The 25800-nt window shown below is 65.6% G+C and carries 21 protein-coding genes; 13 read left to right on the forward strand and 8 right to left on the reverse strand.

Going from position 1 to position 25800, the window contains the following annotated elements; translation table 11 throughout:
- Positions 1–87 precede the first annotated feature (87 nt).
- The 5 genes from QTH91_RS18385 (at position 88) to QTH91_RS18405 (ending at position 2659) form a co-directional block, all read left to right on the forward strand.
- On the forward strand, positions 88–393 hold the full coding sequence (locus tag QTH91_RS18385; RefSeq protein WP_286661531.1) for a plasmid stabilization protein: 306 nt from the start codon (positions 88–90) through the stop codon (positions 391–393).
- Positions 394–411: 18 nt separating this feature from the next.
- Entirely contained in the window at positions 412–774 is a 363-nt protein-coding gene (locus QTH91_RS18390; protein ID WP_286661532.1) for a DUF1428 domain-containing protein, read from the forward strand.
- Positions 775–839: 65 nt separating this feature from the next.
- On the forward strand, positions 840–1232 hold the full coding sequence (locus QTH91_RS18395) for an RT0821/Lpp0805 family surface protein (RefSeq protein ID WP_286661533.1): 393 nt from the start codon (positions 840–842) through the stop codon (positions 1230–1232).
- Positions 1233–1354: 122 nt separating this feature from the next.
- Positions 1355–1807 (forward strand): GAF domain-containing protein, encoded by a 453-nt coding sequence (locus QTH91_RS18400; protein WP_286661534.1) that lies wholly within the window; start codon positions 1355–1357, stop codon positions 1805–1807.
- Positions 1808–2005: 198 nt separating this feature from the next.
- Entirely contained in the window at positions 2006–2659 is a 654-nt protein-coding gene (locus QTH91_RS18405) for a flavin reductase family protein (protein WP_286661535.1), read from the forward strand.
- 28 nt (positions 2660–2687) lie between these two features.
- Here the strand turns inward: QTH91_RS18405 and QTH91_RS18410 are convergent, their stop codons facing one another.
- On the reverse strand, positions 2688–3377 hold the full coding sequence (locus QTH91_RS18410; protein WP_390367429.1) for an IclR family transcriptional regulator: 690 nt from the start codon (positions 3375–3377) through the stop codon (positions 2688–2690).
- 215 nt (positions 3378–3592) lie between these two features.
- Between QTH91_RS18410 and QTH91_RS18415 the strand changes: the two genes are divergently transcribed.
- From QTH91_RS18415 to QTH91_RS18445, 7 genes are all read left to right on the forward strand, one after another.
- Positions 3593–4867, forward strand: a complete 1275-nt coding sequence (locus QTH91_RS18415) for an aromatic ring-hydroxylating dioxygenase subunit alpha (RefSeq protein ID WP_286661537.1) — start codon at positions 3593–3595, stop codon at positions 4865–4867.
- 67 nt (positions 4868–4934) lie between these two features.
- Complete coding sequence (locus QTH91_RS18420; protein ID WP_286661538.1) at positions 4935–5915, forward strand: Bug family tripartite tricarboxylate transporter substrate binding protein; 981 nt, start codon at positions 4935–4937, stop codon at positions 5913–5915.
- A gap of 20 nt (positions 5916–5935) precedes the next feature.
- Positions 5936–6718, forward strand: coding sequence for an SDR family NAD(P)-dependent oxidoreductase (locus QTH91_RS18425; protein WP_286661539.1), 783 nt, complete (start codon positions 5936–5938; stop codon positions 6716–6718).
- A gap of 38 nt (positions 6719–6756) precedes the next feature.
- On the forward strand, positions 6757–7731 hold the full coding sequence (locus QTH91_RS18430; protein WP_286661540.1) for a PDR/VanB family oxidoreductase: 975 nt from the start codon (positions 6757–6759) through the stop codon (positions 7729–7731).
- Positions 7732–7851: 120 nt separating this feature from the next.
- Positions 7852–10515 carry a DNA mismatch repair protein MutS gene (gene mutS, locus QTH91_RS18435; protein WP_286661541.1) on the forward strand — a complete coding sequence of 888 codons (2664 nt, stop codon included), beginning with the start codon at positions 7852–7854 and terminating at the stop codon, positions 10513–10515.
- Positions 10516–10541: 26 nt separating this feature from the next.
- Positions 10542–11369 (forward strand): proteasome-type protease, encoded by an 828-nt coding sequence (locus QTH91_RS18440; protein WP_286661542.1) that lies wholly within the window; start codon positions 10542–10544, stop codon positions 11367–11369.
- A gap of 46 nt (positions 11370–11415) precedes the next feature.
- Complete coding sequence (locus tag QTH91_RS18445) at positions 11416–12216, forward strand: alpha/beta hydrolase (RefSeq protein ID WP_286661543.1); 801 nt, start codon at positions 11416–11418, stop codon at positions 12214–12216.
- A 32-nt stretch (positions 12217–12248) separates the two neighbouring features.
- Here QTH91_RS18445 and QTH91_RS18450 read toward each other — a convergent pair whose 3' ends face one another.
- A complete protein-coding gene (locus tag QTH91_RS18450) occupies positions 12249–13235 on the reverse strand; it encodes a TerC family protein (protein WP_286661544.1) in 987 nt (328 codons plus the stop codon).
- Between the two features lie 113 nt (positions 13236–13348).
- Between QTH91_RS18450 and QTH91_RS18455 the strand changes: the two genes are divergently transcribed.
- Positions 13349–14239: a LysR family transcriptional regulator gene (locus QTH91_RS18455; RefSeq protein ID WP_286661545.1), complete on the forward strand. Its 891-nt coding sequence runs from the start codon at positions 13349–13351 to the stop codon at positions 14237–14239.
- A gap of 66 nt (positions 14240–14305) precedes the next feature.
- On the opposite strand, the gene QTH91_RS18460 is transcribed toward QTH91_RS18455, so the two are convergent.
- The 6 genes from QTH91_RS18460 to QTH91_RS18485 all read right to left on the reverse strand — a co-directional run bounded on the left by QTH91_RS18460 (position 14306) and on the right by QTH91_RS18485 (position 25778).
- Complete coding sequence (locus QTH91_RS18460) at positions 14306–15283, reverse strand: porin (protein WP_286661546.1); 978 nt, start codon at positions 15281–15283, stop codon at positions 14306–14308.
- A gap of 140 nt (positions 15284–15423) precedes the next feature.
- Positions 15424–16248: an undecaprenyl-diphosphate phosphatase gene (locus tag QTH91_RS18465; RefSeq protein WP_286661547.1), complete on the reverse strand. Its 825-nt coding sequence runs from the start codon at positions 16246–16248 to the stop codon at positions 15424–15426.
- 84 nt (positions 16249–16332) lie between these two features.
- A complete protein-coding gene (locus QTH91_RS18470; protein ID WP_286661548.1) occupies positions 16333–17775 on the reverse strand; it encodes an efflux transporter outer membrane subunit in 1443 nt (480 codons plus the stop codon).
- Between the two features lie 8 nt (positions 17776–17783).
- Positions 17784–21053, reverse strand: coding sequence for an efflux RND transporter permease subunit (locus QTH91_RS18475; RefSeq protein WP_286661549.1), 3270 nt, complete (start codon positions 21051–21053; stop codon positions 17784–17786).
- Positions 21050–24232 carry an efflux RND transporter permease subunit gene (locus QTH91_RS18480; protein ID WP_286661550.1) on the reverse strand — a complete coding sequence of 1061 codons (3183 nt, stop codon included), beginning with the start codon at positions 24230–24232 and terminating at the stop codon, positions 21050–21052. The genes QTH91_RS18475 and QTH91_RS18480 overlap by 4 nt, the downstream gene beginning before the upstream one ends.
- A 22-nt stretch (positions 24233–24254) precedes the next feature.
- A complete protein-coding gene (locus QTH91_RS18485; RefSeq protein ID WP_286661551.1) occupies positions 24255–25778 on the reverse strand; it encodes an efflux RND transporter periplasmic adaptor subunit in 1524 nt (507 codons plus the stop codon).
- Positions 25779–25800 lie beyond the last annotated feature (22 nt).

The following is a 25800-nucleotide window of genomic DNA, read 5'->3' on the forward strand; positions in this document are numbered from 1 at the left end:
CGCAGCATGAAGTCCGGGCGGCATGGGCCGCCCCATCGCCACGGGAAAGCCAACGGATCAGACCGTGGCCACCAAAAGGAGATGTTCATGCCCAGAGGTGACAAGTCGGCTTACTCCGACAAGCAAAAGCGCAAGGCCCGCCACATCGAGGAAGGCTACGAGTCGCGCGGCGTGTCCGAACACGAAGCGGAGCGGCGCGCATGGGCCACCGTCAACAAGGAAAGTGGCGGCGGCAACAACAGCGGCAGCGGGCGCGGTAAGCCAGACAGCCACAGTGCGGCGCGCAAGGGCGGCCACATCGGCGGCCAGGCTTCTGCCCGTCGCAGCGCCGCGCAACGCTCGGCATCCGCAAAGAAGGCAGCGGCCACGCGCCGCCGTCATGCATCGGCTTGATGCAGGGAGGATCCAGCCATGTCATATGTCGACGGTTTTGTCGTTCCGGTGCCCAAGGAGAAGGTCGAGGCCTATCGGAAGATGGCTCATAGTGCCGGCGAAATCTGGCGCGAATACGGCGCACTCCAGTTTCGCGAATGCGTGTCCGACGACGTGAAGCCAGGTGAATTGACTTCCTTCCCACAAGCGGTGGATCTGAAGGAGGGCGAGGTCGTCATGTTCTCGTGGATCGTCTACGCTTCGCGCGCAGATCGCGACGCCATCAATGAGAAGGTGATGAAGGACCCGCGCCTCGCAGAGATGATGAAGCCGGGCGCCGATGTGCCCTTCGACGCCAAGCGGATGATCTACGGCGGCTTCGAGGTGCTCGTCGATCTTTGAGTCGGCGACAACTCGCTCCTAGGACGTTGCGGGCACAATGCCCGCAACTGTCGGAGAAGCATTTCATGTTGTTGTTGACCAAACAGCGCCTGCGTGGCGCCAACCTCGTCCTGGCGCTTCTGACCTCGGTGGGCGTGCATGTGTCCGCGCAGGCGGCTGGCGACCTCATGTTCCTGAAGAACAGCCCTGCCACCAAGTTCACCCAGGCTGATTTCCAGATGCTTTCCAAGAGTATCGACCAGGCCTTGGCTGGGCCCGCCGACGGCCCTGCGCAGACTTGGAAGAACGACACGACTGGCGCCTCTGGCACGGTCACCCCGCAGTCCGGCCAGGACTCGGCAGGCGCCCAGGAATGCCGCCGCCTGAAGATCGCGAACAGCTACAAGATGATGAAGGACGAAGGCATCTACACCTTCTGCCGCACTGGCAGCAAGGGCAAGTGGAAACTGCGGCCCTGAGGCCGGGCGCACTCTTCCCCACATGTATCCATTCGTTTGGGGAAGACGCGGATCGCAGACTGCGGCAAAAACGCGGTATGCGTGGCCCTTGGCGTGCCACCGCGCCCCATGGGACACAAGCAATGAATGCGACTGGACTGGAAAGCGACTTCATCATGCCGCGCATGCAGCGCAGCATTGCCGCCTCTCGGAACGCGGCCCGCGAAACCACGGAGGATTCGGGTGCGGCGGAAGGCAGCGTCCTGGGTGCCGTGGCCTTGGCGGAGCAGACCATCTCCGAACTTCTGCGCCTTCTGGAAGAACACATGAGCGTGCGCGCCGCCTTCGTCGCGCGGCAGCCCAACGATGATGCCAACTCCGCCGGCCCCGCCGACGGCGCATGCGACCAGGGCGAAGGCACGGGCGTCGGCATGCCGATTCGTCTGGCGGACGGCAACATCTTCGGCATGCTCTGCTTCTTCCGCGCTGGCGACCAGGCACAGCTCGACGATCGCGACGTGCGTCGTCTGCAGATGTCCGCCCGCCTGGCCGCCCGCATGATCGATGGGCACTACGCGCACGGCATTCCTGCCTGAGCTCGTCCCGACCGTCCGCTGACGGTCGCGCATTTCCCCCGACCACACTCGGTCCGCAAGGGGCCGCTCCGCTGCAATTTGCGCAGGCAAGGCACGACAGTTGCATTGCCATCGGCGAACCTTGCGCCTGAAAATTGTTGTTCACAATAACTCGGCCGCATCGTCGACAATCGCCTTCCGATCAGCCCCCGCTGCGCCATGTCTTCGACACCGACCTCCCCCACCACCGAAATCGACTTCTCGGCCATCACCGCCTACCAACGCTACAAGTTGATGGCCAGCCTCATCGTGCCCAGGCCCATCGCCCTGGTAACGACGCAGAACGACCAGGGCGTGATCAACGCCGCGCCCTTCTCGATGTTCAACATGCTGGGCGAGGACCCGCCCATCTTGATGATCAGCATCAACAAGCTGCAGGACGAGCTGCTCAAGGACACCTCCGCCAACATCCTGGCCAACGGCGAGTTCGTGGTCCACATCGCCGACGAGCCCATGGCCGAGCAGATGCATCGCTGCGGCGACAAACTCCCCGCCAGCGAAAGCGAACTGGACGCCGTGGGCCTGACCAGCGCGCCATCGCGCACCGTCCGTCCGCCGCGCATCGTCGAGGCGCCAGTGGCCTTCGAGTGCAAGCTCTCCGAAAAGCTGGAGACCGCCAGCCGCCACATCTTCATCGGCGAGGTGAAGTGGCTGCATGCGCGAGAAGGCCTGATCGACCTGGAGCGCTACCGCGTGCACCTGCAGCACTACTTCCCGGTGGCACGCTTTGGCGCAAGCTTCTACGTGCGCACGCGGGACCGCTTCTCGATGGAAGCGGCCACTGCGATCAACACCATCGATTCGCTCGACTGATCGCGCGACGCTTCTGGCGAGCGGAGTCCTACCGCTGGCCGAGCGCCTGGGACAGCTTTCTGGACTCAACCTTGAGCTGCTCGACGAATTGCTTCACACGCGCCTCGTCGACCCGCACTCCTGGCCCAAAGACGGCCAGTGAGCCGATGACGTTGCCGTCTCCGAGGAATACCGGAACGGCGACGGCGACCGCACCCTTGATGAGTTCATCGCGACTCACTTCGTAACCCTGCTCGCGCACCGTCTGAAGCCTCTTGTGCAACTTCTCGAGGTCGGTCGAAGCGTCGACCCCATCCTGGACATAGACGTCGGGTGAGGTCAGGTTGGCCAAGATGACACGTCCGCTTGCCCCTTTGGCGACGTGCTCACGGTGTCCTACTCCGCGCTTGAAGCTCAGTGGCTGCACGCTGGGCAGTTCGGCCACGCACAGCCGGTCGCGCCCCTCATGAACCAGAAGGGCCACCGTCTCTCCAGTTTCTTCCCACAATCTCCGTAACGCGGGTCCGGCGACAGCGGCAATGTCCAGTCCCATGCCCCAAACGTGGGCCAACTGCGCCACCGAGGCGCCGAGGGCGAAGCGTTGCGGATCGCCGGAAGAGAGGATGAAGCCCTTGTTTTCAAGCGTGCGCAACAGGCGGTAGAGCGTCGGGCGGCTGAGGTTCACCCGCTTCAACAAATCGCTCGCGGTCAGCTCTCGGTCGCCAGGACTGAAGGCCATCAATATGTCCAGCGCGCGCTCGACTGCACGGACGCCATCGCCCGCCTTTTCTTCTTCGTTCACCCCATACCTCCAGCCATTGAAGTGGCCCTGATCATAGTCAATATGTCCAACAGACGGACAACAATTTCAATTTTGTTGACTCACATCAAACTTGTCCGTACTATGGATACATGTCCATCCAACGGACATCAATCGAAACTGGAGAAACCGCGATGAACAAGGACATGTCGGAAACGCTGACAAGGGTTGGGCCCGGGACCCCAATGGGCGATTTATTGAGGCGCTATTGGGTGCCCGCGCTCATGTCCAGCGAAATCGCAGATGCAGACGGCTCGCAGGTAAAGGTGCAACTGATGGGTGAAAAGCTGCTTGCGTTCCGAAATACAGATGGCAAGGCTTGCCTGATCAGCGAGTTCTGCTCGCACAGAGGCGTGTCGCTTTACTTCGGGCGCAACGAGGAGAACGGCATCCGCTGCGCATATCACGGCGTGAAGTTCGATGGCAACGGCAAGTGCGTCGATGTGCCTTCGTCACCGCAGTCTTGCGCACGAATGAACATCAAGGCCTACCCGTGCGTCGAGCGGGGCGGCATCGTCTGGACCTACATGGGCCCGGCAGACAAGCAGCCCCAACTGCCCGAGGTTGAGTGGTGCACCCTGCCGGCCGAGCGCGTGTTTGTCTCCAAGCGATTGCAATACACCAACTGGCTTCAAGCGATGGAAGGCGGGATCGATACGGCACACGTCTCTTACGTTCACCGCTATGAGGTCGACAGCGATCCCATGCATCAAGGTGTCAAGGCACTGGACTACATCAAGGCGGACGGCAACGTCGTCTTCGAGATCGAAAAGACGCCGTTCGGCCTGAGTTTGTTCGGCCGTCGCAATGGCGAGGCGGACTCCTACTATTGGCGGATCACGCAATGGCTGTTCCCATGGTTCACGCTCATCGCGCCTTTTGGTGACCACGCTCTGGCGGGCCACGTCTGGGTCCCCATCGACGACGAGAATTGCTGGGCTTGGAGCATCAATTGGCGACCTGATCGGGCGTTGGAAGCAGAGGAACTGGATGCCATGAAGGCCGGTCAGGGCATCCACGTTGCCTACGAATCCCCCGGCAGCTTCGTGCCGGCAGCCAATCGCACGAACGACTACCTGATCGACCGCGCAGCCCAGCGAGAAAAGCGCTCCTACAGCGGCGTCTTCGGTTTCTCGGCACAAGACTATTCGCTGCAGGAAAGCATGGGCCCCATCCAGAATCATGAAGCCGAGAACCTGTTGCCCACCGACAAGGCCATCGTCATGGCCCGCCGGATGCTCAGCGAGGCCGCCATGGGTGTAAGAAATGGAGGCGAACCACCCGCGCTGGATGCCATCCAGCAGCGGGTGCGCCCCGCGGGCGTGCTTCTGCCACGGGACCAGGACCCGCTTGACTGGGCAACAAAAGAACTTGCCGACAGCACAAGCAAGCCCGTATTCAGTCTTTGACGCCCAGCGCTCGCCGACCGCGCGGAACTCCAGCGCGCCCCCTTCCCAAGATGTCCAGGAGACAAGAATGAAATTCACCACGATGCTGCTTGGCGCAGCGCTAGTTGCAAGTGCCTTTGGCGTCCAGGCCCAGGAGAGCGTCGGCGACGAATGGCGCCCGAGCAAGCCGGTTCGCATCATCGTTCCGATTGTCGGCAGCACGAACGACGTGCTTGCCCGCCTGTTGGCCCCGAAGTTGCAGGCCGCTTTCGGTCAACCCTTCGTCGTGGAGAACAAGGGCGGTGCCGGCGGCAACATCGGCGCCGCCGAGGTGGCGCGCGCAGTTCCCGATGGGCTCACGCTGCTGGTGGGCTACAACGGACCGCTGGCGATCAACGTTTCGCTGTTTGATTCGATGCCCTACGACCCGCGCAAGGCATTCGAGCCGATCACGCTGGCCGTGAAGGCGCCGCAGTACCTGGTCGTCAATCCGTCGGCTGGATTCACGGACGTGAAGGACTTCATCGCAAAGGCCAAGGCGGCGCCGGACAAATACTCATACGGATCGGTTTCCCTGGGTAGCGCCTCGCACCTGACGATGGAAATGTTCAAGGACGTGGCGGGCTTCCAGATGACCCACGTTCCGTACCGGGGCGCTGCCCCGGCAATGACTGATCTGCTGGCGGGCCAGGTGCAGGCGGGCTTCTTCGTGCCCGGGAACGTGCAGGGTTACGTGCAGACCGGCCGGCTCAAGCTGCTTGCGAGTTCCGGTACGAAGCGGTTCCCAAGTACGCCGGACGTCCCCACGCTGGCCGAACTGGGTTTCAAGGGCTTCGAGGCGACGTCATGGATCGGATTCCTGGCACCTGCCGGTACGCCACAGAACATCATCAAGCGCTACAACGAAGAGATGGTGCGCATCCTGAAGTCGCCCGAAATCAGCGCTCGACTCTCGGAGATGGAGTTCGAAGTCGTCGCCAGTTCGCCTCAGGAATTCAGCCAATGGATCGACACAGAGATCACCCGTTGGGGCGCTGTGATCAAGAAGACGGGCGCCAAGTCCAATTGATGCCTGGAGATCAGCAAGCCATGACGAACCACGCCCGACTTCGCAACAAGGTCGCCATCATCACGGGCGCCGGCGCAGGAATCGGCGCCGCCACCTCGTTGTTGTTCTGCGCCGAAGGCGCCGCAGTGGCCATGGTGGACGCCGACCGGGAAGCGCTGGAGCGAACAGCCCAGGCCATTCGAGCGCAGGTGCCGGACGCTCGCATCCTCGCCAGACATGCCGACGTTCGGGACGCGGCACTTGCCCAGCAAGTCGTGAGCGAGTGCGTCTTGCAATGGGACCGGCTGGACGTTCTGGTCAACAACGCGGCCATGCGCAACTATTCGGCTGCGGCAGAAGCCAGCGCTGAAGAGTGGCAGGCCATCGTCGCGGTCAATCTCGTGGGCATGAGCAACTATTGCGCAGCTGCCTTGCCATCGATTCGAGAGTCTGGCGCCGGGAGCATCGTCAACGTTTCGTCCTGCTATGCCGTTACGGGGCGGCGCGGCATGGCCTTGTACGACGCCACAAAGGCTGCCCAACTGGCCTTTACCCGCAGTCTGGCCTTCGAGGAAGCGCCGCACGCCGTCCGCGTCAATGCCATCTGCCCCGGCTCGACCTTGACCGACTTCCACCTGGAACGAGCACTCACTGCAGGCAAGAGTGCCGAGCAATTACGCACCGAGCGCAAGGACACCTCGCTGATCGGTCGCTGGGCCAACCCCATCGAGATTGCGCGTCCCATCTTGTGGATGGCTTCCGACGAAGCATCTTTCATCACCGGAACCACGCTGCTCGTCGACGGCGGACTTCACATCATGTGAGGCTCTGCCTTTGACGCTCGGGTTCTTTTCCATCTCCCATGCCTACACCAAAGTTCCAGGCCCGCGTGCATGCGATGCGCCATGAGGCCGCCGGCATCATCAGCATCGAGCTCCAGCCCGCGTTCCAAGACGAGAAGTTTCCAGACTTCAGCGCAGGCGCGCACATCGATCTGTACCTGCCCAATGGTCTGACGCGAAGCTATTCGCTGTGCACCCCTGCCGAAGACAGCAACGGCAGCTACACCGTCGGCGTACAGCTCGATCGCGCCAGTCGAGGTGGCTCGCGTTTCCTGCATGAACAACTGCGAGTGGGACAGGTGATTGACATCTCCCCACCGCGGAACAACTTTGCCTTGATCGAGAACGCGCCCAGGACCGTGTTGATCTCGGGCGGCATCGGCATCACGCCCTTGTGGTGCATGCTGCAACACCTCTTGAAGATTGGCCGCCCCGTGGAGCTCATCTACTGCGCGCGCAGCCGCATGGAAGGCGCCTTTGCCAAGCCGATCGCGGCGCTGGCCGATCGGGTGCCCACCACTTGGCACTTCGACGACGAGCGCGGCGCGCCGCCCGATCTGGTTGCCTTACTTGCCAATCGCGGTGCAGAAGGCCACTACTACTGCTGCGGCCCCGGGCCGATGCTCGATGCGTTCGAGAAAGCCTGCGAACACCTTGGCTATGCCAATGCCCACATCGAGCGGTTCGCCGCTAGCGCAACACGCCCGGTCGCGACGGCAAGTCGGGGATTGGAGGTGACTTGCAAGAAGAGCGACAAGTCGGTCACGGTGGCACCAGGGCAATCGATCCTCGACGCGCTGATCGGCGCCGGCTTGAACCCGGACCATAGCTGCAAGGAAGGTGTGTGCGGCGCCTGCGAGACCATCGTGGTTGACTTTGATGGGCTGCTGGAGCATGGCGACAGCATTCTCACCAAGAAGGAGCAGGAGTCCGGCAAGACCATGATGATCTGTGTGTCGCGATGCACCGGTGAGAAGCTGACCCTAGACATCTGACGAGAAGCGATTCGGCGGTCGTGGCTGATTGCCAGGGTGGTCGGGGGGTGCGAGCCGCCCGTATAGTCTGGGCTCGCCCGAAACGGCCCCCAATCCCTTTTCGCTCCCCCAGGTTCTCGCATGACCCAAGCCGCCGCCATCGACCTCGGCGCCCACACGCCCATGATGCAGCAGTATCTGCAGCTCAAGGCGGACTTCCCAGACACCCTGCTCTTCTATCGCATGGGTGATTTCTACGAGCTGTTCTACGCCGACGCCGAAAAGGCAGTGCGCCTGCTCGACATCACCCTCACCCAGCGCGGCCAGTCGGCCGGGCAGCCGGTCGTCATGGCCGGCGTGCCGGTGCATGCGGTCGACGCCTACCTGGCCCGCCTGATCAAGCTAGGGGAATCGGTCGCGATCTGCGAACAGGTGGGCGAAGTGGGCGCCACCAAGGGTCCGGTGGAGCGCAAGGTGATGCGCGTCGTCACGCCCGGCACGCTGACCGATGCCGAGCTGCTGGGCGACAAGAACGAGGCCCTGCTGGTAGCCATCCACCCCGGGTCGCGCAACGTCTGCGGCGCCGCCTGGCTGAGCGTCACGTCGGCCCAGTTGCACCTGGCGGAGTTCGCCACCGACGACCTCGAAGCCTGGCTGACCCGCGTGGGGCCAAGCGAACTGGTCTACGGCGCCGACGTCACGCCCGCATTCGAGCAACGCCTGCACGATGCGCGCTCGGCGGGCAACCAGCCCTTCACGCTCACGGTGCGGCCGGCTTGGCAGTTCGATGGCGGGCTGGGCGAAAGGCGCCTGGGCGAGCTGATGGGCGCGGCGTCGCTCGCTGCCTGGCAGGCCGATGGCCTGGCCAACGCCCAGGCGGCGGCCTCGGCCCTGCTGGGCTATGCCGAGCACACGCAGGGGCGCGCCCTCTCGCACATCCAGCGGCTGGTGGTCGAGCGGGACGACGAATTCATCGACCTGCCCGCCGCCACGAGGCGCAACCTCGAACTGGTGCAGACGCTGCGCGGCGAAAGCACCCCCACCCTTTTTTCGCTGCTCGACACCTGCATGGGCGGCATGGGCAGCCGCCTTCTTCGCCGCTGGCTGCTCGCCCCACGGCGCGACCGAGCCGCCGCACGCGAAAGACTGGAGGCGATCGCCGCGCTTTCCTCTGCCGCCGGCGCCGCCGGCCTGCCGGCCTGGCGCGGCCTGCGCGAGCAACTGAAGAACGTGAGCGACGTGGAGCGCATTGCCGCGCGCATCGCGTTGCGCCAGGCCAAGCCGCGCGAGTTGGTCGCCCTGGGCGCCGCGCTGGCCAAGGCGCAGGCCCTTGCCCCCGCCTTGCCTGGCACCGGCAGCGCCATGCTCATGCGCATGGCCGGCGAGCTGCAACCGCCGCCCGGCTGCGCTGAGCTGCTGGCCATCGCGCTTCGGCCCGACCCCGCTGCACAGATACGCGACGGCGGCGTCATCGCCACCGGCCACGACGCCGAACTCGACGAACTGCGCGCCATCAGCGAGAACTGCGACGCTTTCCTGATCGAGTTGGAGGCGCGCGAACGCGAGCGCACCGGCATCGCGAACCTGCGGGTGCAGTTCAACCGGGTTCACGGCTTCTACATCGAAGTCACGCAAAGCGCCCTCTCCAAGGTGCCCGAAGACTACCGGCGGCGCCAGACCCTGAAGAACGCGGAGCGATTCATCACGCCGGAACTCAAGGCCTTCGAGGACAAGGCCCTGTCGGCGCAGGAACGCGCACTCGCCCGCGAGAAGTGGCTCTACGAACAACTGCTGGACAAGCTGCAAGCGCACGTCGCCGCGCTGACGGGTGTGGCGCTCGCGCTGGCCTCGCTCGACGCACTGTGCGCCCTGGCCGAACGCGCCCACACACTGGGCTGGAATGCGCCGGAGTTCGTCTCTCACCCCTGCATCGAGATCGTGCAGGGGCGCCATCCCGTGGTGGAGGCGCGACTGGCCGAACGCACTTCGGGCGCCTTCATCGCCAACGACACACGCCTGTCGCCCCAGCAGCGCATGCAGGTCATCACCGGGCCGAACATGGGCGGCAAGTCGACCTACATGCGGCAGATCGCCATCATCGCGCTGCTGGCTTCCATCGGTTCGCACGTGCCGGCCCAGGCCTGCCGCCTGGGTCCGATCGACGCCATCCACACCCGCATCGGCGCGGCGGACGACCTGGCCAACGCCCAGTCCACCTTCATGCTGGAGATGACCGAAGCGGCGCAGATCCTGCATGCGGCCACACCGCAATCGCTGGTGCTGATGGACGAGATCGGCCGCGGCACCAGCACCTTCGACGGGCTGGCGCTGGCGGCGGGCATCGCGGCCTACCTGCATGACCGCTCGCGCGCCTTCACGCTGTTCGCCACCCACTATTTCGAGTTGACCGAGTTTCCGGCCGAGCACCACCAGGCGGTGAACATGCACGTGAGCGCGACCGAGTCGGGCCGCGACATCGTCTTCCTGCACGAGGTGCAGGCCGGACCGGCCAGCCGCAGCTACGGCATCCAGGTCGCCCGTCTCGCAGGCATGCCGGCCGCCGTCGTCAACCATGCTCGGCAAGCGTTGTCGGCGCTGGAGGCGCAGCAGAACGAGTCGCGCAGCCAGGTCGACCTGTTTGCACCGCCGCCCGCCGAGCAGGCGCCGCCGCCCAGCGCCGTAGAATCGCAGCTCGCAACGATCGACCCCGACGCTCTCAGCCCAAGGGAGGCGCTCGATGCTTTGTACGCCCTGCGCAAGCTCCTGCAACGCGAGCAGCCCAGCGGTGCGACAGCCCCACACTGACCTACACCACCCGCCCAGGAACGCCCATGACCTATTGCGTCGGCATCAAGATCAACGCAGGACTGGTATTCCTGTCGGACTCGCGCACCAACGCCGGCGTGGACCACATCAGCACCTTTCGCAAGATGATCGTCTACGAGCGTCCGGACGAGCGGTTCATGGTGCTGCTGTCCGCCGGCAACCTCAGCATCTCGCAGTCGGTGCGCGAGATGCTGCAGGTCGAGGAGCTGCGCGAGCATGAAGATGCGCCGCCCATGACCATCTGGAACGCGCGCAGCATGTTCGACGCCGCGCGGGTGCTGGGCTCGGCGGTGCGGCACGTCTACGAGCGCGATGGCGAATCGCTCAAGCAGGCCGGCCTGGACTTCAATGTCTCGTTCATCTTCGGGGGACAGGTCAAGGGCGAAGCCATGCGGCTCTTCATGGTCTATGCCGCCGGGAACTTCATCGAGGCCACGTCGGAGACGCCCTATTTCCAGGTCGGCGAATCGAAGTACGGCAAGCCGGTTCTCGATCGCGTACTGGCGCCCGACACGCCGCTCGATGCCGCCGCCAAATGCGCGCTGGTGTCGATGGACTCCACCATGAAGTCCAACCTGTCGGTCGGCCTTCCGCTCGACCTCGTGGTGTACGAAGCCGATGCGCTCAAGTCCGACCGCGTGATCTGCATCGACGGCGACAACCCCTACTACCGCATGCTCCACAGCAGCTGGGGCAAGAAGCTGCGCGAAGCGTTCGACAGCCTGGAAGACCCGGCCTGGGACGGCAGCGAAGCCCCGTCGCCCCTGCGCGTCCAGGCTGCTCGGCACGCGCCGATCCGCAAGATCGCCAATCCGAACGAACGTCTCATCTAGGGCAGGTCGCCCGCAACCGGCGCGTCTCATGGGCGCGCATGCTCCCATGCCCCGCATCGTCTTCTCTCACGGCAACAGCTTTCCCGCGAGCACTTATCGCGTGATGCTCGACAGCCTGCGCAATCGTGGCTTCGAGGTCGACGCCATCGAAAAATACGGCCACGACCCGAAGTACCCCGTCACCGACAACTGGCCTCATCTGGTCGAGCAACTGGCCGACTTCGCACGCGAGCGCACCGAATTCGCCGGTGCGCCGGTCTTCCTCGTGGGGCATTCGCTGGGGGGTTTTCTCAGCCTGATGTGCGCGTCACGGCATCCGGAACTGGCAGCGGGCGTGGTGCTGATCGATTCACCCATCCTGGGCGGCTGGCGTGCGGGCGCACTCGAACTGGTCAAGCTCACGCCGCTGATGAAGAGCGTGTCTCCCGGCGCGGTCAGCCGCAAGCGGCGCAACAAGTGGGAACACCGCGAAGCCGTGTTCGAGCATTTCCGCAGCAAGAAGGCCTTCGCCAACTGGGATGAGCAGGTGCTGCGCGACTACATCGAACATGGCACGTTCGACGATGAAGACACGCGCGCGCTGGCCTTCGACCGCGACGTCGAGACCGCGATCTACAACACGCTGCCGCACAACCTCAGTGGGCTGCTGCGCAAGCGCCCGCTCAAGTGCAAGGCGGCCTTCATCGGCGGCCGCCATTCGCAGGAGATGAAGCGTGTCGGCCTGGCGATGACCGAGCAGGTGACCAAGGGGCGCATCAGCATGCTCGACGGCACCCACCTCTTCCCCATGGAAAAGCCCATCGCCACCGCAGCCGCGGTAGAAGCGGCCGTGCGAAACATGATGTGAGGTGGGCGGCTCAGGGCTGAGTTCTGCCCGGACTAGCCCTGCTGCAAGAGGCGCTGTCCGCGCGTCTTCCACAGCGACACCACCACCCCGCCAGCGATCAGGCCGAACGTGATTCCCAGCGACACGGCAGGCGGAAACTTGCCGATGAAGTTGACCAGGAAGATCTTCGTGCCGATGAACACCAGGACCAAGGCAAGCGCGTACTTCAGGTAGTGGAAGCGGTGGATCATCGCGGCCAGCGCAAAGTAGAGTGCTCGCAGGCCGAGGATGGCGAAGATGTTGCTGGTGTAGACAATGAACGGGTCATTGGTGATTGCGAAGATGGCAGGTACCGAGTCGACGGCAAAGACGAGGTCCACGATCTCCACCATGGCCAGCGCCAGGAACAACGGCGTCGCGTAGCGCACCAGCTTTCCCTGGGCATCGGGCTGACTCACGAAGAAGGCGTTGCCGTGCAGTTCGTTCGTCACGCGCAGGTGGCGGCGCAGAAACCTGAGCACCGGATTGCTGCCCATGTCGGGCACATGCTCGGCGGCCAGCCACATCTTGATGCCGGTGATCACGAGGAAGGCTCCGAACAGGTACAGCACCCAACTGAAGTTCTGAACCAGGGCGGCGCCTACGCCGATCAGCGCCGCGCGCATCACGATGACACCGAGGATGCCCCAGAACAGCACGCGATGCTGGTACACGCGCGGGATGCCCAAAAAGCCGAAGATCATCGCAATGACGAACACGTTGTCCATCGACAGCGATTTCTCGATCAGGAAGCCGGTGTAGTACTCGATGCCCGATTGCGGCCCCATGTACCACCACACCCAGGCGCCGAACGCCAGCGCGATCCCGATGTAGCCGCTCGACAGCAGCAGGCTTTCTCGGACCCCGATCTCTCGCTCCTCCCTGTGCAGCACACCGAGATCGAGCACAAGCAGGATGGCAACCACGGCAAGGAAGGCCAACCAGGCCCAAAGGGGCGTGTCGAGCCAGGGCGTATGCAGGTAGGTCAGCAGTATTTCCACGGAATTCTCTGTGCGGCGTTGAAGAGCCAGTTGAACGATTGCTGAAAGATAGGCGCACCGAAGAATCCGTGAAAGCAGATAATTCGGTAACAACCCTCCTTTAAAACAGGAACATGTCGCAGCTCTTCAACTACCGGCATCTGTACTATTTCTGGGTCGTTGCGAAAGAGGGCGGGATGTCCCGGGCCGCTTCGCGACTCGACATGGCGGTCCAGACGGTCAGCGCGCAGGTGCGCGAGCTTGAGCGCGCCCTGGGTGTGCAACTGCTTCGTCCCGAAGGTCGCGGCGTGACGCTGACCGAAGCAGGACAACGTGCCATGCAGCAGGCCGACGTGATCTTCGAGGCTGGCGAGGCGCTTCCCTCGCTCGTACGGGAGCGCGCGGGAAGCGGGCCCGCAGTGCGGCTGGCGCTGGGCATCAGCGACACGCTTCCCAAGCTCGTGGTGCGCCATCTGGTTCAGCCGGTACTGGCCACGGCGGGTTTGCGGCTCCTGTGCCACGAACAGGACTTTGACGACCTCCTGGGCAACCTGGCCGTCCACAAGCTAGACCTCGTGCTGGCCGACCGCCCCGCGCCGGCGCATGCAGGGCTCAAGGTGTTCAACCACGCGATGGGCTCGTCGGCGCTGGCCTGGTACGGCACGGCCGAATTGGCGGTGCGCGCCAAGAACGACTTTCCGAACGGTCTGGCCCATGTCCCCGTGCTGCTGCCCGCGGCGAACGCGGCCGTTCGCCCTCAGATCGACCGCTGGCTGATGCGAAACGGCATCGCTCCGAAGGTGGCTGGCGAATTTGAGGATTCAGCGCTGCTGAAAATCTTCGCCGCGGGAGGCATGGGCGTGTTTCCCGCGCCGGTTCTCGTGCACCAGCAGTTGCTGGCGCAGTACGGGGTACGACGCATCGGCGCGATGGACGACGTGGTGGAACACTTCTACGGCATCAGCACGGAGCGCCGCGTCGTGCATCCGCTTGTGCGGCGGATGGTCGAGGCAGTACGTCCCTGAGCGGTACGCTGCGACTCGACTGCCGATGCCCGCACATCCCAAGCCTTGCGGGCACGCTCCGCCCAATCAGAACGAGTGAGCGATGCCCACGCCGTACATGTCGGCGTCCCGATCGGGGTAGTACTTGCGCGCATAGTCCACGTAGACGCTGGTGCGCTTCGAAAACGCATAGCCGGCGCTGGCCGTGTAGGTGCGTTGCGCACGCACGCCGGCAAGTTCGAGCTGGCCGAAGCCCGCGCGGAAGGTGATCTGGTCCATCACGTACATCGCGCTGGCCGTGTAGGCCTTGGCCACGCTCGACGTCGAGGCGTCTTCACTGCGGTCGTAGGCGCCATAGAGGCTGAAATCTCCAAAGGTGCCGCGCAGGCCGAAGAAGGTGTCTTCGTCGCCGCGGCTGTTGCGCTCGCTCGACGCCATGGCCCCCAGCATCTTGCCGGTGTAGAGCAGCGTCGCGCCCCAGGGCTGCTCGGGCGAGCGGGCCCCCTGTCCACGCACGTTCTCGTTGGCCGCCGTGCTCAGGTGCACCGAGAACCCGTAGAGCTGGGGCGAGTCGTAGAACACGGCGTTGTTGATGCGCCCATAGTCCGGCGTCCCGTTGTTGGCCGTCGGGTCGGATGGGTAGTTGTAATGCCAGATGTCCCAGGCCGGCGAGGCGATGCGGTCGAAGTTGCCCCAGGCGTCGAACTTCCAGTCGTGCGCGTACATGGCGTCGAGCGCGCGCCCAAGCCGCACGTGGCCGAAACCACCCTTGAGCCCGACGGTGGACTCGTCATGAAAGAAGGGCTTGTCGCTCTGCTCGAGCTGGCCGGTATCGGTCTCGAACCGGGTGCTGATCCTGAATGTGGCGGCCATGCCGCCGCCCAGGTCTTCCGTGCCGCTGATGGCGATGTTGCTTCTCTGGATCGGACCGACCTGCCAGGTCTTGCTGGTGTCGCGATAGACACCGATGTCGATCAAGCCGTTGATGACCACGCTGGACTGGGCCAAGGCTGGACCCGCGACACCCATCGATGCCATGGCCAGCGCGAGCGATGAACGCTTCATGCAAACTCCTCCTGAACTTTATGGGCGCACTGTGCGCCCGTTTGCTTTGGGGAGCGATCATCGCATCTCGGCCGATGCATCATCGGGCAGGCTAACGCCTGGCGCGCTCGACAACGCGCCCGCCGGCGCGCCCCGTCGGCTCAGTGCGCCCAGTCCACCGCCCCGGTCCAGGCGGTGAAGAAAACGATCAGGCCGAACGCGATGCGGTACCAGGCAAAGGGCACGAAATCATGCGTGGAGATATAGCGCAGCAGCCAGCGCACGCAGATCCAGGCGCTGACGAACGAGAACAGCAGCCCCACGCCGAACATCGGCAGGTCGGCCATCGACAGCAGCGCACGCTCCTTGTAGAGGCTGTAGACGCCGGCGCCGATCAGCGTGGGCATGGCAAGGAAGAACGAAAAATCGGTCGCCGCCTTGCGCGACAGGCCAAGCAACATGCCGCCGATGATGGTGGCTCCGGAACGGCTCGTGCCCGGCACCAGCGCGAAGCATTGCACCAAGCCGACCTTCAGGGCGTCCCAGGGCGTCATGTCGTCGATGTTCTCCACCCGCACCGAGCCAGGTGGGCGCTTTTCGGCCCACAGGATGATCAGGCCGCCCACGATGAAGGTGGTGGCCACCACCATCGGCGTGAACAGGTGTGACTGGATCGCCTTGCCGAACATCAGGCCCAGCACCACGGCGGGGAAGAAGGCGATCAGCACGTTGAGCACGAAGCGCCGGGCCTTGGCCTGGCGAGGCAAGGCAACGGCCGTGGAATGGATCTTCTGCCAATAGACCAGGATGACGGCGAAGATGGCGCCGGTCTGGATGGCGATGTCGAACACCTTCGCCTTGTCGCCCCCGAAACCCAGCAGGCTGCCCGCGAGGATCAGGTGACCCGTGGATGAGATGGGAAGAAATTCGGTCAGGCCCTCCACAATGCCCATGACCGCGGCCTTGGCCAGCAATACCAGATCCAACTTGCGCTCCTTGCGATTTGAAGCGCGATTATCGCCAGGGCCTTCTGACCGCCCTCACTTCACGCGGCGCACGGCCGCGCCAAACTACTGCGGCGCCATCCACGACGCCTGCCAGCCACCGCCGAGCGCCTGGATGAGCCCGATCGCGGCGATCTGCTGCGCCACCTGCAACTGCAGCACGCTGCGCCGCGCATTGAGCGCCGAGACCTGCGCCACCACCACGTCCGTGTAGTTCACCTGGCCTGCGCGGTAGCGGTTGTCGGTCTGCTGTTCGGTGCGGTCGGCCGCGGCCGACGCGGCGCGCGACTGGGCCACCTGCTCGGCCAGGCTGTCGAGCGCGGTGAGCTGATCCTCGACCGCCTGGAACGCCGCGAGCACGGTCTGCCGATAGCTGGCCACCGCACCCTCGTGCGCGCCCTTGGCCTGATCGACCCGCGCGCCGATCGCGCCGGCGTCGAATACCACCTGCGTGAGCGACAGGCCCAGCGACCACAGCGCATTCGACGCATTGAACAGGTCGGACCAGCGCGTGGTCGACCGCCCCAGCGACGCATCGAAGGTGAAGCTGGGGAAGTAGGCCGATCGCTGGATGCCGATCTGCTCGTTGGCCGCCGCCACCGCGCGCTCCGCCGCCGCAATGTCGGGCCGGCGCTGCAGCAACTCGGACGGCAACCCCGGCGAGACGATCGGCACCACCGGCTTCCATTCAGCCACCGGCAGGCTGAAGTTGGCCGGCGGCACACCGGTCAGCACGGCGATGGCGTGCTCCGACGTGGCTCGGTCGCGCATCAAGGCCGCGCGCTGCTGGCGTGCATTGGCGAGCAGCGTCTGGGCCTGCAGCACGTCGGTCTGCGCCGCGATGGCCGCCTCGTAGCGGTTGCGCGCGATGGTGAGCGAGCGCTCGTAGCCATCGATGGTGGTCGACAGCGTTGCCAGTTCGACATCGGCTTCGCGCAGCGAGAAATAGTTGATGGCCAGGCTGCCCAGCATCGACAGGCGCGCCGCGGCCAGGTCCGCCTCGCTCGCCTGCGCCTGCGCCTGGGCACTGCTGACCGAGGCCCGCAGTCGCCCCCACAGATCGGGCTCCCAGGAGGCGCCGAGCGCGGCGCTGCTGCTGCCCGTCGCGCCGGAGGCGCCGCCGCCCGTCTGCCCGCTGCGCCGCGTGCTGGCGGACAGGCTCACCGTGGGAAAGAGCGATGCGCGTTGCTCGCGCACGGCCGCCTGCGCCTGCGTGTAGGCGGCGACGGCGACCGCGATGTTCTGGTTGTCGACCTGAACCCGCTCGGCCAGTTGGTCGAGCACCGGGTCGCCGAACAGCTTCCACCATTCGCCGCGCGCCATGGCGTCGGCCGGCGTGGCTGGCACCCAACCCGGTGCCGTCGGCAACTCTTTCCAGGCGGCAGAAGATGCCGCTTCGGGCCTTTCGTAGGCAGGACCGACCGCACAGCCGCCCAGCGCAGCTGCGATCAGCAGTCCGCACAGACTACGCGGCATGAAGAAAAGGGAAATCGTCTTGTTCTTTGGCATCGGAATGTTCAGGACGGCAGCGCGCTCGCGGCCGGTGCATCGGCGCCGCCTGCGCGACTGAGGGCTCGCTCGTCGGCCGTCTTGCGGCGCAGCCCGTCGAGCAGCACATACACCACCGGCGTGGTCAGCAAGGTCAGGAGCTGGCAAGCCAGCAGCCCGCCGATGATGGCCACGCCCAGCGGCTGGCGCAGCTCCGAGCCGAGGCCGAAGCCAATGGCCAGCGGCAGCGCACCCAGCATCGCCGCCAGGGTGGTCATGAGGATGGGGCGCAGGCGCATCAGGCAGGCTTCGCGCACGGCCTCGCCGGCGCTCAGCCCCCGCGAGCGCTCGGCTTCGAGCGCGAAATCTATGATCAGGATCGCGTTCTTCTTGACGATGCCGATCAGCAGGAAGAGCCCGATCAGTGCGATCACCGACAGTTCCATCCGAAACAGCATCAGCGCCAGCACCGCGCCCACGCCGGCGGACGGCAGCGTGCTGAGCACGGTGAGCGGATGGATCAGGCTTTCATAGAGGATGCCCAGCACGATGTAGATCACCACGATCGCAGCGCCGATCAGCACCACCTGCTGGCCCGAAGTCTCCCGGGCCGCGCGCGCCGTGCCGGCGAAACTGCCACGCACGTTGATCGGCATGGCGATGTCGGCCTCCGCCTGCTTCACGGCCTGCTGGGCGTCCTGCAAGCTGGCGCCGTCGGCCAGATTGAACGAGATGGTGCTCGACAGCTCCGTGTCGTCATGGCTGATGGAGCTGGGCACCGCACGCTCGGCCAGCTTGGCGAAGGCCGACAGCGGCACCAGGTGCGTCGTGTCGTTGGCCAATGCCTGCCCGGACGACGAGCTTCGCGAACCCGGGTTGGCCGAGGTCGCGGTCGACGTACCCGTGCTGCCATCTGTCTTGTCGTCGATGGAGGTGAGCACGCTCGCGCCACTGGCGCTCGTCGCGGTGTTGAGCGTGGAAGGCACCCACACGTCGCTCAGCACCACGGGCGAGGGCTGGAACTTCGGCGCCCATTCCATGATGACCGAGTACTGATTGCGGTCGTTGTAGATCGTCGCCACCGATCGCTGGCCGAAGGCGTTGTACATGGCGCTGTTCAGCGCCGTCGAACTCACCCCCAGGCGCGCCGCGGCGTCGCGGTCGACCTGCACATAGGTCTCGACGCCGTTGTCGGAGCTTTCGCCGTCGACGTCCGTCAACTGCGGGTACTGCGTCATGCGCTCGGCCAGCTTGGCCGACCAGGTTCGCAGATCCGCCAGGCTGTCGCTCTTGAGCGTGTATTGATAAGTGGAGTTGCTCTGGCGCCCGCCCATGCGCAAGTCCTGCACCGGCCCGAGGAAGATGCGCAGGCCGGGGATCTGGCTGAGCTGAGGCCGCAGGCGGTCGATCACCTGCTGCGTCTTCACGTTGCGCTCGCCCACGGCCTTGAGGTTCACGAACATGAAGCCGCCGCCTGCGCGCGACCCGCCGGCAAAACCCACCACCGTGTCCACCGCCGCATCCTTGTGGATGATGTCGACCGCCTGCTTGAGCTTGGCGGTCAGCGCGGTCGACGAGATGCTCTGGTCGGCCCGGATGCCCGCCACCAACTGCCCGTTGTCCTGCTGAGGAAAGTAGCCCTTCGGAATGGCGGCGAAGAGCGCGTAGTTGAGTCCGACCACCACCAGCAAAAAGACGATGACCAGCGCCTTGTGCGACAGCGCCCAGTCCAGGCTGGCCGAATAGGCGCGCAGCACGCGCGTCCACGTCCCTTCGGCGGCGCGCGTGAAGCGGCCGGGCGGCCGAGACTGGTAGTACGACTCGCTGCGCAAGAGCGCCGCGCACATCATCGGCGTGGTGGTCAGCGAGACGACCAGCGAGATCATCACCGCCGCCGACAGCGTGACAGCGAACTCGGAGAACAGGCGGCCCACCTGCCCGCCCATGAAGAGCAAGGGAATGAACACCGCCACCAGCGACAGGCTGATGGACAGCACGGTGAAGCCCACCTCGCGCGCGCCCTTGAGCGCGGCCTGCATCCGGTCCATGCCGGCCTCGATGTGACGCTGCGTGTTCTCGAGGACGACGATGGCATCGTCCACCACGAACCCGGTCGCCACGGTGAGCGCCATCAGACTCAGGTTGTTGAGCGAAAAGCCCAGCAGGTGCATGGCGCCAAAGGTAGCCATCAACGAGACGACGGTGGCCACCGCCGGCACCACCGTGGCCCTCGCCCTGCGCAGGAACAGCCCCACCACCGCCACGACCAGCGCGATGGAAATCATCAGGGTCAACTCCACTTCGTGCAGCGAGGCACGGATGGAGTTGGTGCGGTCGGAGGCCACCTGCGCGGTGATGTCCGCCGGCAACTGGGCGCGCAGCTCGGGCAGCAGGTTGCGAACGCCGTCCACCGTCTCGATGATGTTGGCCCCGGGCTGCTGCGTGACCAGCACGATCACCGCCGGCTCCCCGTTGAACAGGCCAACGGTGCGGGTGTTCTCGACGCTGTCGATCACGTTGGCCACGTCGCGCAGGCGCACGGCGGCGTTGTTGCGCCAGGCGATCACCAGGTCGCGGTAGTCGGCCGCTCGCAGGCCAGGCGCAGGCGTGTAGATCTGAAGGCGGCGGTCGTCGCTTTCGATGACACCCTTGGGCCGGTTGGCATTGTTGGCCTGGATGGCGGCACGCACGTCCTCGGTGCTGATGCCCATCCGGTTGAGCGAGAAAGGCTCCAGTTCCACCCGCACCGCAGGCAGCGAGCCGCCGCCGATCTCCACGTCGCCCACGCCCTCGACCTGCGACAGGCGTTGGCTCACGATGTTGGACACGGCGTCGTAGATCTGCCCTGGGGTGCGCGTCTTGGACGTGAGCGCCAGGATGACCACCGGCGACGCCGCGGGATTGACCTTGCGGTAGGTCGGGTTGGTGCGAAGCGTGGCCGGCAGATCGACACGGGCGGCATTGATGGCGGCCTGCACTTCGCGCGCCGCCGCATCGATGTTGCGCGACAGGTCGAACTGCAGCGTGATGCGCGTCTGCCCGTTGGAGCTGTTGGACGTCATTTCGTTGACGCCCGGGATCACGCCCAGGTAGCGCTCCAGCGGCGTGGCTACGCTGGAAGCCATGGTGGCAGGGCTGGCGCCCGAGATGTTCGCGCTGACGGAGATGGTCGGAAAGTCCACCTGCGGCAGCGGCGCCACCGGCAGCGCGAAGAAGGCCATGAGTCCGGCCAGCGCCAGGCCCAGGGTGAGCAACACCGTGGCGATCGGACGCTGAATGAACAGGCGCGAGAAGTTCATGGGTGCGCGGCCCCGCTCGGATCGCTCGCGTCATCCGGTGCACGCCGGCCGCCGAAGCGCTGGCCAAGCCGGTCGAAGGCCAGGTAGATCACCGGCGTGGTGTAGAGCGTGAGCGCCTGCGACAGGACCAGGCCACCGAAGATCGCCAGGCCAAGCGGCCGCCGCAGTTCGGCACCCTCGCCAAAGCCCAGCATCAGCGGAATGGCGGCGCCCAGCGCGGCGAGCGTGGTCATCATGATCGGGCGGAAACGCAGCAGCGCCGCCTGGTGGATGGCCTCGCGCGGCGGACGATGCTCGTTGCGCTCCGCGTCGATGGCGAAGTCGATCATCATGATCGCGTTCTTCTTGACGATGCCGATCAGAAGAATGATGCCGATGATGCCGATCACCCCCAGGTCATTGCCGGTGAGCCACAGCGCGAGCAAGGCGCCCACGCCGGCCGAGGGCAGCGTGCTCAGGATGGTCAGGGGATGCACGTAGCTTTCGTACAGCACCCCCAGCACGATGTACACGCACACGACCGCCGCCAGGATCAGCCAGAGCTGGCTGGTGAGCGACTTTTCGTACGCGCCCGCCGCACCCAGGAAGCGCAGCGTGATCGATGCGGGCAGGCCGATCTCCCGAGCGGCCTTGCGGACCTGATCGACCGAGCTGCCCAGCGCGACGCCCGGCGCCGTGTCGAAGCCCACCGTGGCCGCCGGATACTGCGCGACCCGCGTGATCTGAAGCGGCGCCAGCTGCTCGCGCACCGTGGCGAAGGACGAAAGCGGTGTTGCCGCGCCGCTGCCCGTCTTGAGCTGCAGGGTGCCCAGCCCGTCGATCGATTCCAGCCCTTCGCGCTGGGCCTCCAGGATCACGCGGTACTGGTTGGTCTCGGTGAAGATGGTGGACACGATGCGCTGGCCGAAGGCGCTGTACAGCGCATCGTCCACCGAACTGGCCGTGATCGACAGGCGCGACGCGGTGTTGCGGTCGATGTCCACATACGCCGCCAGGCCCTGCGCGCCGGCATCGGTGGTCGCATTGCGCACATAGGGCGTGAAGCTGTCTTCCTGCAGCTTGCGCACCAGCTTGTTGGCCCAGTCGTTGACCAGCGTCGAGTCGGCGCCTTCCAACGACACGCGGAATTCGGTCGGACCGGATTCCGCGTCGATGGTCAGGTCCTGCGTGGGTTGCATGTACAGCTGCACACCCGCCACCTGACGCGTCACCGTGCTGCGCAGCCGGTCCATCAGCGCCTGCTGGCTGCCATGGCCGCGCTCGAAGTTCACCTGCATGCTGCCGGTGTTGAGCATGGTGTTGTTGGCCGCGTCGACGCCCACCACGGAACTGATGCTGCGCACGGCCGGGTCGGCCAGCACCGCCTGCACCACCTGCTGCTGCAGCTGCGACATGCGCTGATACGAGACGTCCTGGGCGGCCTCGACGCGCACGCGCAACTGGCCGGTGTCCTGCGTCGGGAACAGTCCCTTGGGAATGAACGCGTAGAGCAAGGCCGTGAGCACCAGCGTGCCGATGGCCACCAGCAGCACCAGCCCCTGGCGGTTCAGCACCCATTGCAACTGCTGGTCGTAGCGGCGGATCACGCGGTCGAAGAAGCCCTGCACGGCCACAGCGACACGCCCCTGCCCCGACACCTCCTCATGCTTGAGCCAGCGCGCCGACATCATCGGCACCAGGGTGAGCGAAACGACGGCCGAGATCAGGATCGTGATGGCCAGCGTGACCGCGAACTCGCGGAACAAGCGGCCGACCACGTCTTCCATGAACAGCAGCGGAATGAGCACCGCCACCAAAGACACCGTCAAAGAAATGATGGTGAAGCCGATCTGCGACGCCCCCTTCACCGCGGCCGCGAAGGGCTTCTCGCCTTGCTCGATGTAGCGCGAGATGTTCTCGATCATCACGATCGCATCGTCCACCACGAAGCCGGTGGCGATGGTCAGGGCCATCAGGCTCAGGTTGTTCAGCGAATACCCCAGCAGGTACATCAGCCCGCAGGTGCCCACCAGCGAGATCGGCACCGCGATGCTGGCGATCACCGTCGCGCGCAGGCTGTGCAGGAAGAAGAAGATGACCAGCACCACCAGCAGCACCGCCAGCGCCAGCTCGATCTGCACATGCTCGACCGAGGCGCGGATGCCGGTTGTGCGGTCGGACAGCACCTCCACCGTCAGCGATCCCGGCAGAGATGCCTCCAGCTCCGGCAGCCGTGCGCGGATGGCATTGACCGTGGCGATGACGTTGGCACCGGGCTGCCGCTGCACGTTGATGATGACGGCCGGATAGCTGTCGGCGCCCGCGGTCGGTGCCACCGTGCGGTCCGGCTCGGCCGTTGCCTCATTCTTCAATGCCGCCCACGCGCCCAACTGCGTGTTCTCGGCGCTGTTGACCACGCGCGCCACGTCGGCCAGCCGCACGGGGGCGCCGTTCTTCCAGGCCACGATGAGCTTCTGGTAGTCGGCCGCCGTCACCAACTGGTCGTTGGCGTTGATCGTGTAGGCGCGTTGCGGCCCGTCGAAGCTGCCCTTGGCGCTGTTCGCATTGGCCGCGCTGATGGCGCTGCGCAGGGTGTCCAGGCCGATGCCGGCGGAAGCCAGCGCATTGGTGTCGGCCTGGATGCGCACGGCCGGGCGCTGCCCGCCCGCCAGGGTGACCAGGCCGACGCCGCTGACCTGGCTGATCTTCTGCGCCAGCCGCGTGTTGACCAGGTTCTGGACCTCGGTGAGCGGCATCGTGTCCGAACGGACGGCCAGCGTGAGGATGGGCGCATCGGCCGGGTTGACCTTGGCGTAGACGGGTGGCGCCGGCAGGTCGGCAGGCAGGAACGAGCCGCCGGCGTTGATGGCGGCCTGCACCTGCTGCTCGGCCACGTCCAGCGTCTGGTCGAGATCGAACTGCAGGGTCACGATCGAGACGCCTGCGGCGCTGATCGAACTCATTCGGTTCAGGCCCGACATCTGGCCGAACTGGCGCTCCAGCGGCGCGCTGACGGTGCGGCTCATCACCTCCGGGCTGCCGCCGGGATAGAGCGTCTGCACCTGGATGGTGGGGTAATCCACCTGCGGCAAGGCCGAAAGCGGCAAGAAGCGCAAGCCCACCAGACCGGCGAGCACGATGGCCAGCATCAGCAAGCCCGTGGCGACCGGGCGGCGGATGAACGGGGTGGACGGACTCATGCCGGGCTCCGGACAGCCGCGCTCATTCCGGCGCGGGCTGGCGACGGCGACGCTGCGACAGCTCGCGCCAGCGCTCCAGGGCTTGCGGATCGCCCTTGTCGATCGCCTCCAGGAATGCCTTGCGCTCGGCCAGCTTCTCGGTGTCGCCGCGCGCCGAATCGAGGATGCGCTGGCGCTGTTGGGCGTTGGGCGGATCGATAGCCCGCTTGGCCTGCGTGCCGTCGGCACCCGCCGGGCGCGCATCCGTCTTCGCGACCGGTGCAGGCGCCGAGCCGGGCGCACCGCCTGGCCGCTTGGCTCCGGCGGCACCACCGGGCGCGGCCGCCTCGCCCTGCAACTGCACGCGGGTGCCGTCGTCCAGGCGATCGCCGCCTTCGGTGACGACCCGCTCCCCTTCTTTCAGGCCATTGCGGATCTGTACCCACTCCACCGTCGTCTCGCCGCGCTCGATGCTGCGCATCTGCGCCTTGCGGTCGTCGCCGATCACGTAGACGTAGGGGCCCTTGGGACCGTTGCGGACCGCCGTGACCGGCACCACCAGCGCATCGACCACACGCAGCGTCATCCGCACGTTGACGAACTGGTTGGGAAACAGCACCGAGGCCGTGTTGTCGAAGCGCGCCTTGGCCTTGACGGTGCCGGTGCTCACGTCCACCACGTTGTCCAGGGTGGAGAAGCGGCCGGTGTCCAGCGTCTCGCTGCGGTTGCGGTCCATCGCCACCACCTGCATCGCGGCGCCTGCGCCGCTCTGACGCTGGATGGCCGGCACCTGGTCCTGAGGCACCGAGAACTGCACGTCGATCGGATTCATCTGCGTGATGACGGCGATGCCGGTGCTGGCGTTGGCAGCCACGGTGTTGCCCGGATCGACCGTACGAAGGCCGATGCGGCCGTCCACCGGCGACGTCAGCCGCGTGAAGTCGAGGTTCAGCCGCGCCGTGGCCACGTTGGCCTTGTCGGTGAGGATCGTGCCTTCGAGCTGCCCCACCAGCGCGGCCTGGGTGTCGACCTCCTGGCGGGCAATGGAGTCCTGGCCCAGCAGCGTGCGGTAGCGCTGCAAGGTGACGCGCGCGGCCTGCAACTGCGCCTCGTCGCGCTGCAGCGTGCCCTGGGCCTGCGCCAAGGCCTGCTCGTAGGGTCGCGGGTCGATGCGGGCCAGCAACTGGCCCTTCTTGACGGTTTGCCCCTCGGTGAACAGCACTTCGGTGAGCACACCGCCGACCTGCGGCTTGAGCGTGACGGTGGCCAGCGGCGTGACGGTGCCCAGCGCATCGAGCGTGATGGGCAACTGCATGCGCTTGACCAGGGCATCGCCCACCGTCACCAAGGGCGCTCCGCCGAAGCCGCCGGGGCCACCCGGCCCGCCACGGCCACCGAACCCGCCCGGGGACGATGACGAATGCTTGATCAGATACCAGCTGCCACCGACCAGCGCCGCCATGAGCAGCAGCGCCACCACCGTGCCCCACCCGCGGCGCCGGCGACCTCCCCGAGCGGCGTTCGAATCAATGGGAGCAGCGGGCGGCGCGTCGGGCGTCTGGGGCATCTTGAGGTCGGGAAAGTTCTTG

Source organism: Variovorax dokdonensis (genome assembly GCF_030316895.1).
Lineage (GTDB): Bacteria > Pseudomonadota > Gammaproteobacteria > Burkholderiales > Burkholderiaceae_C > Variovorax > Variovorax dokdonensis.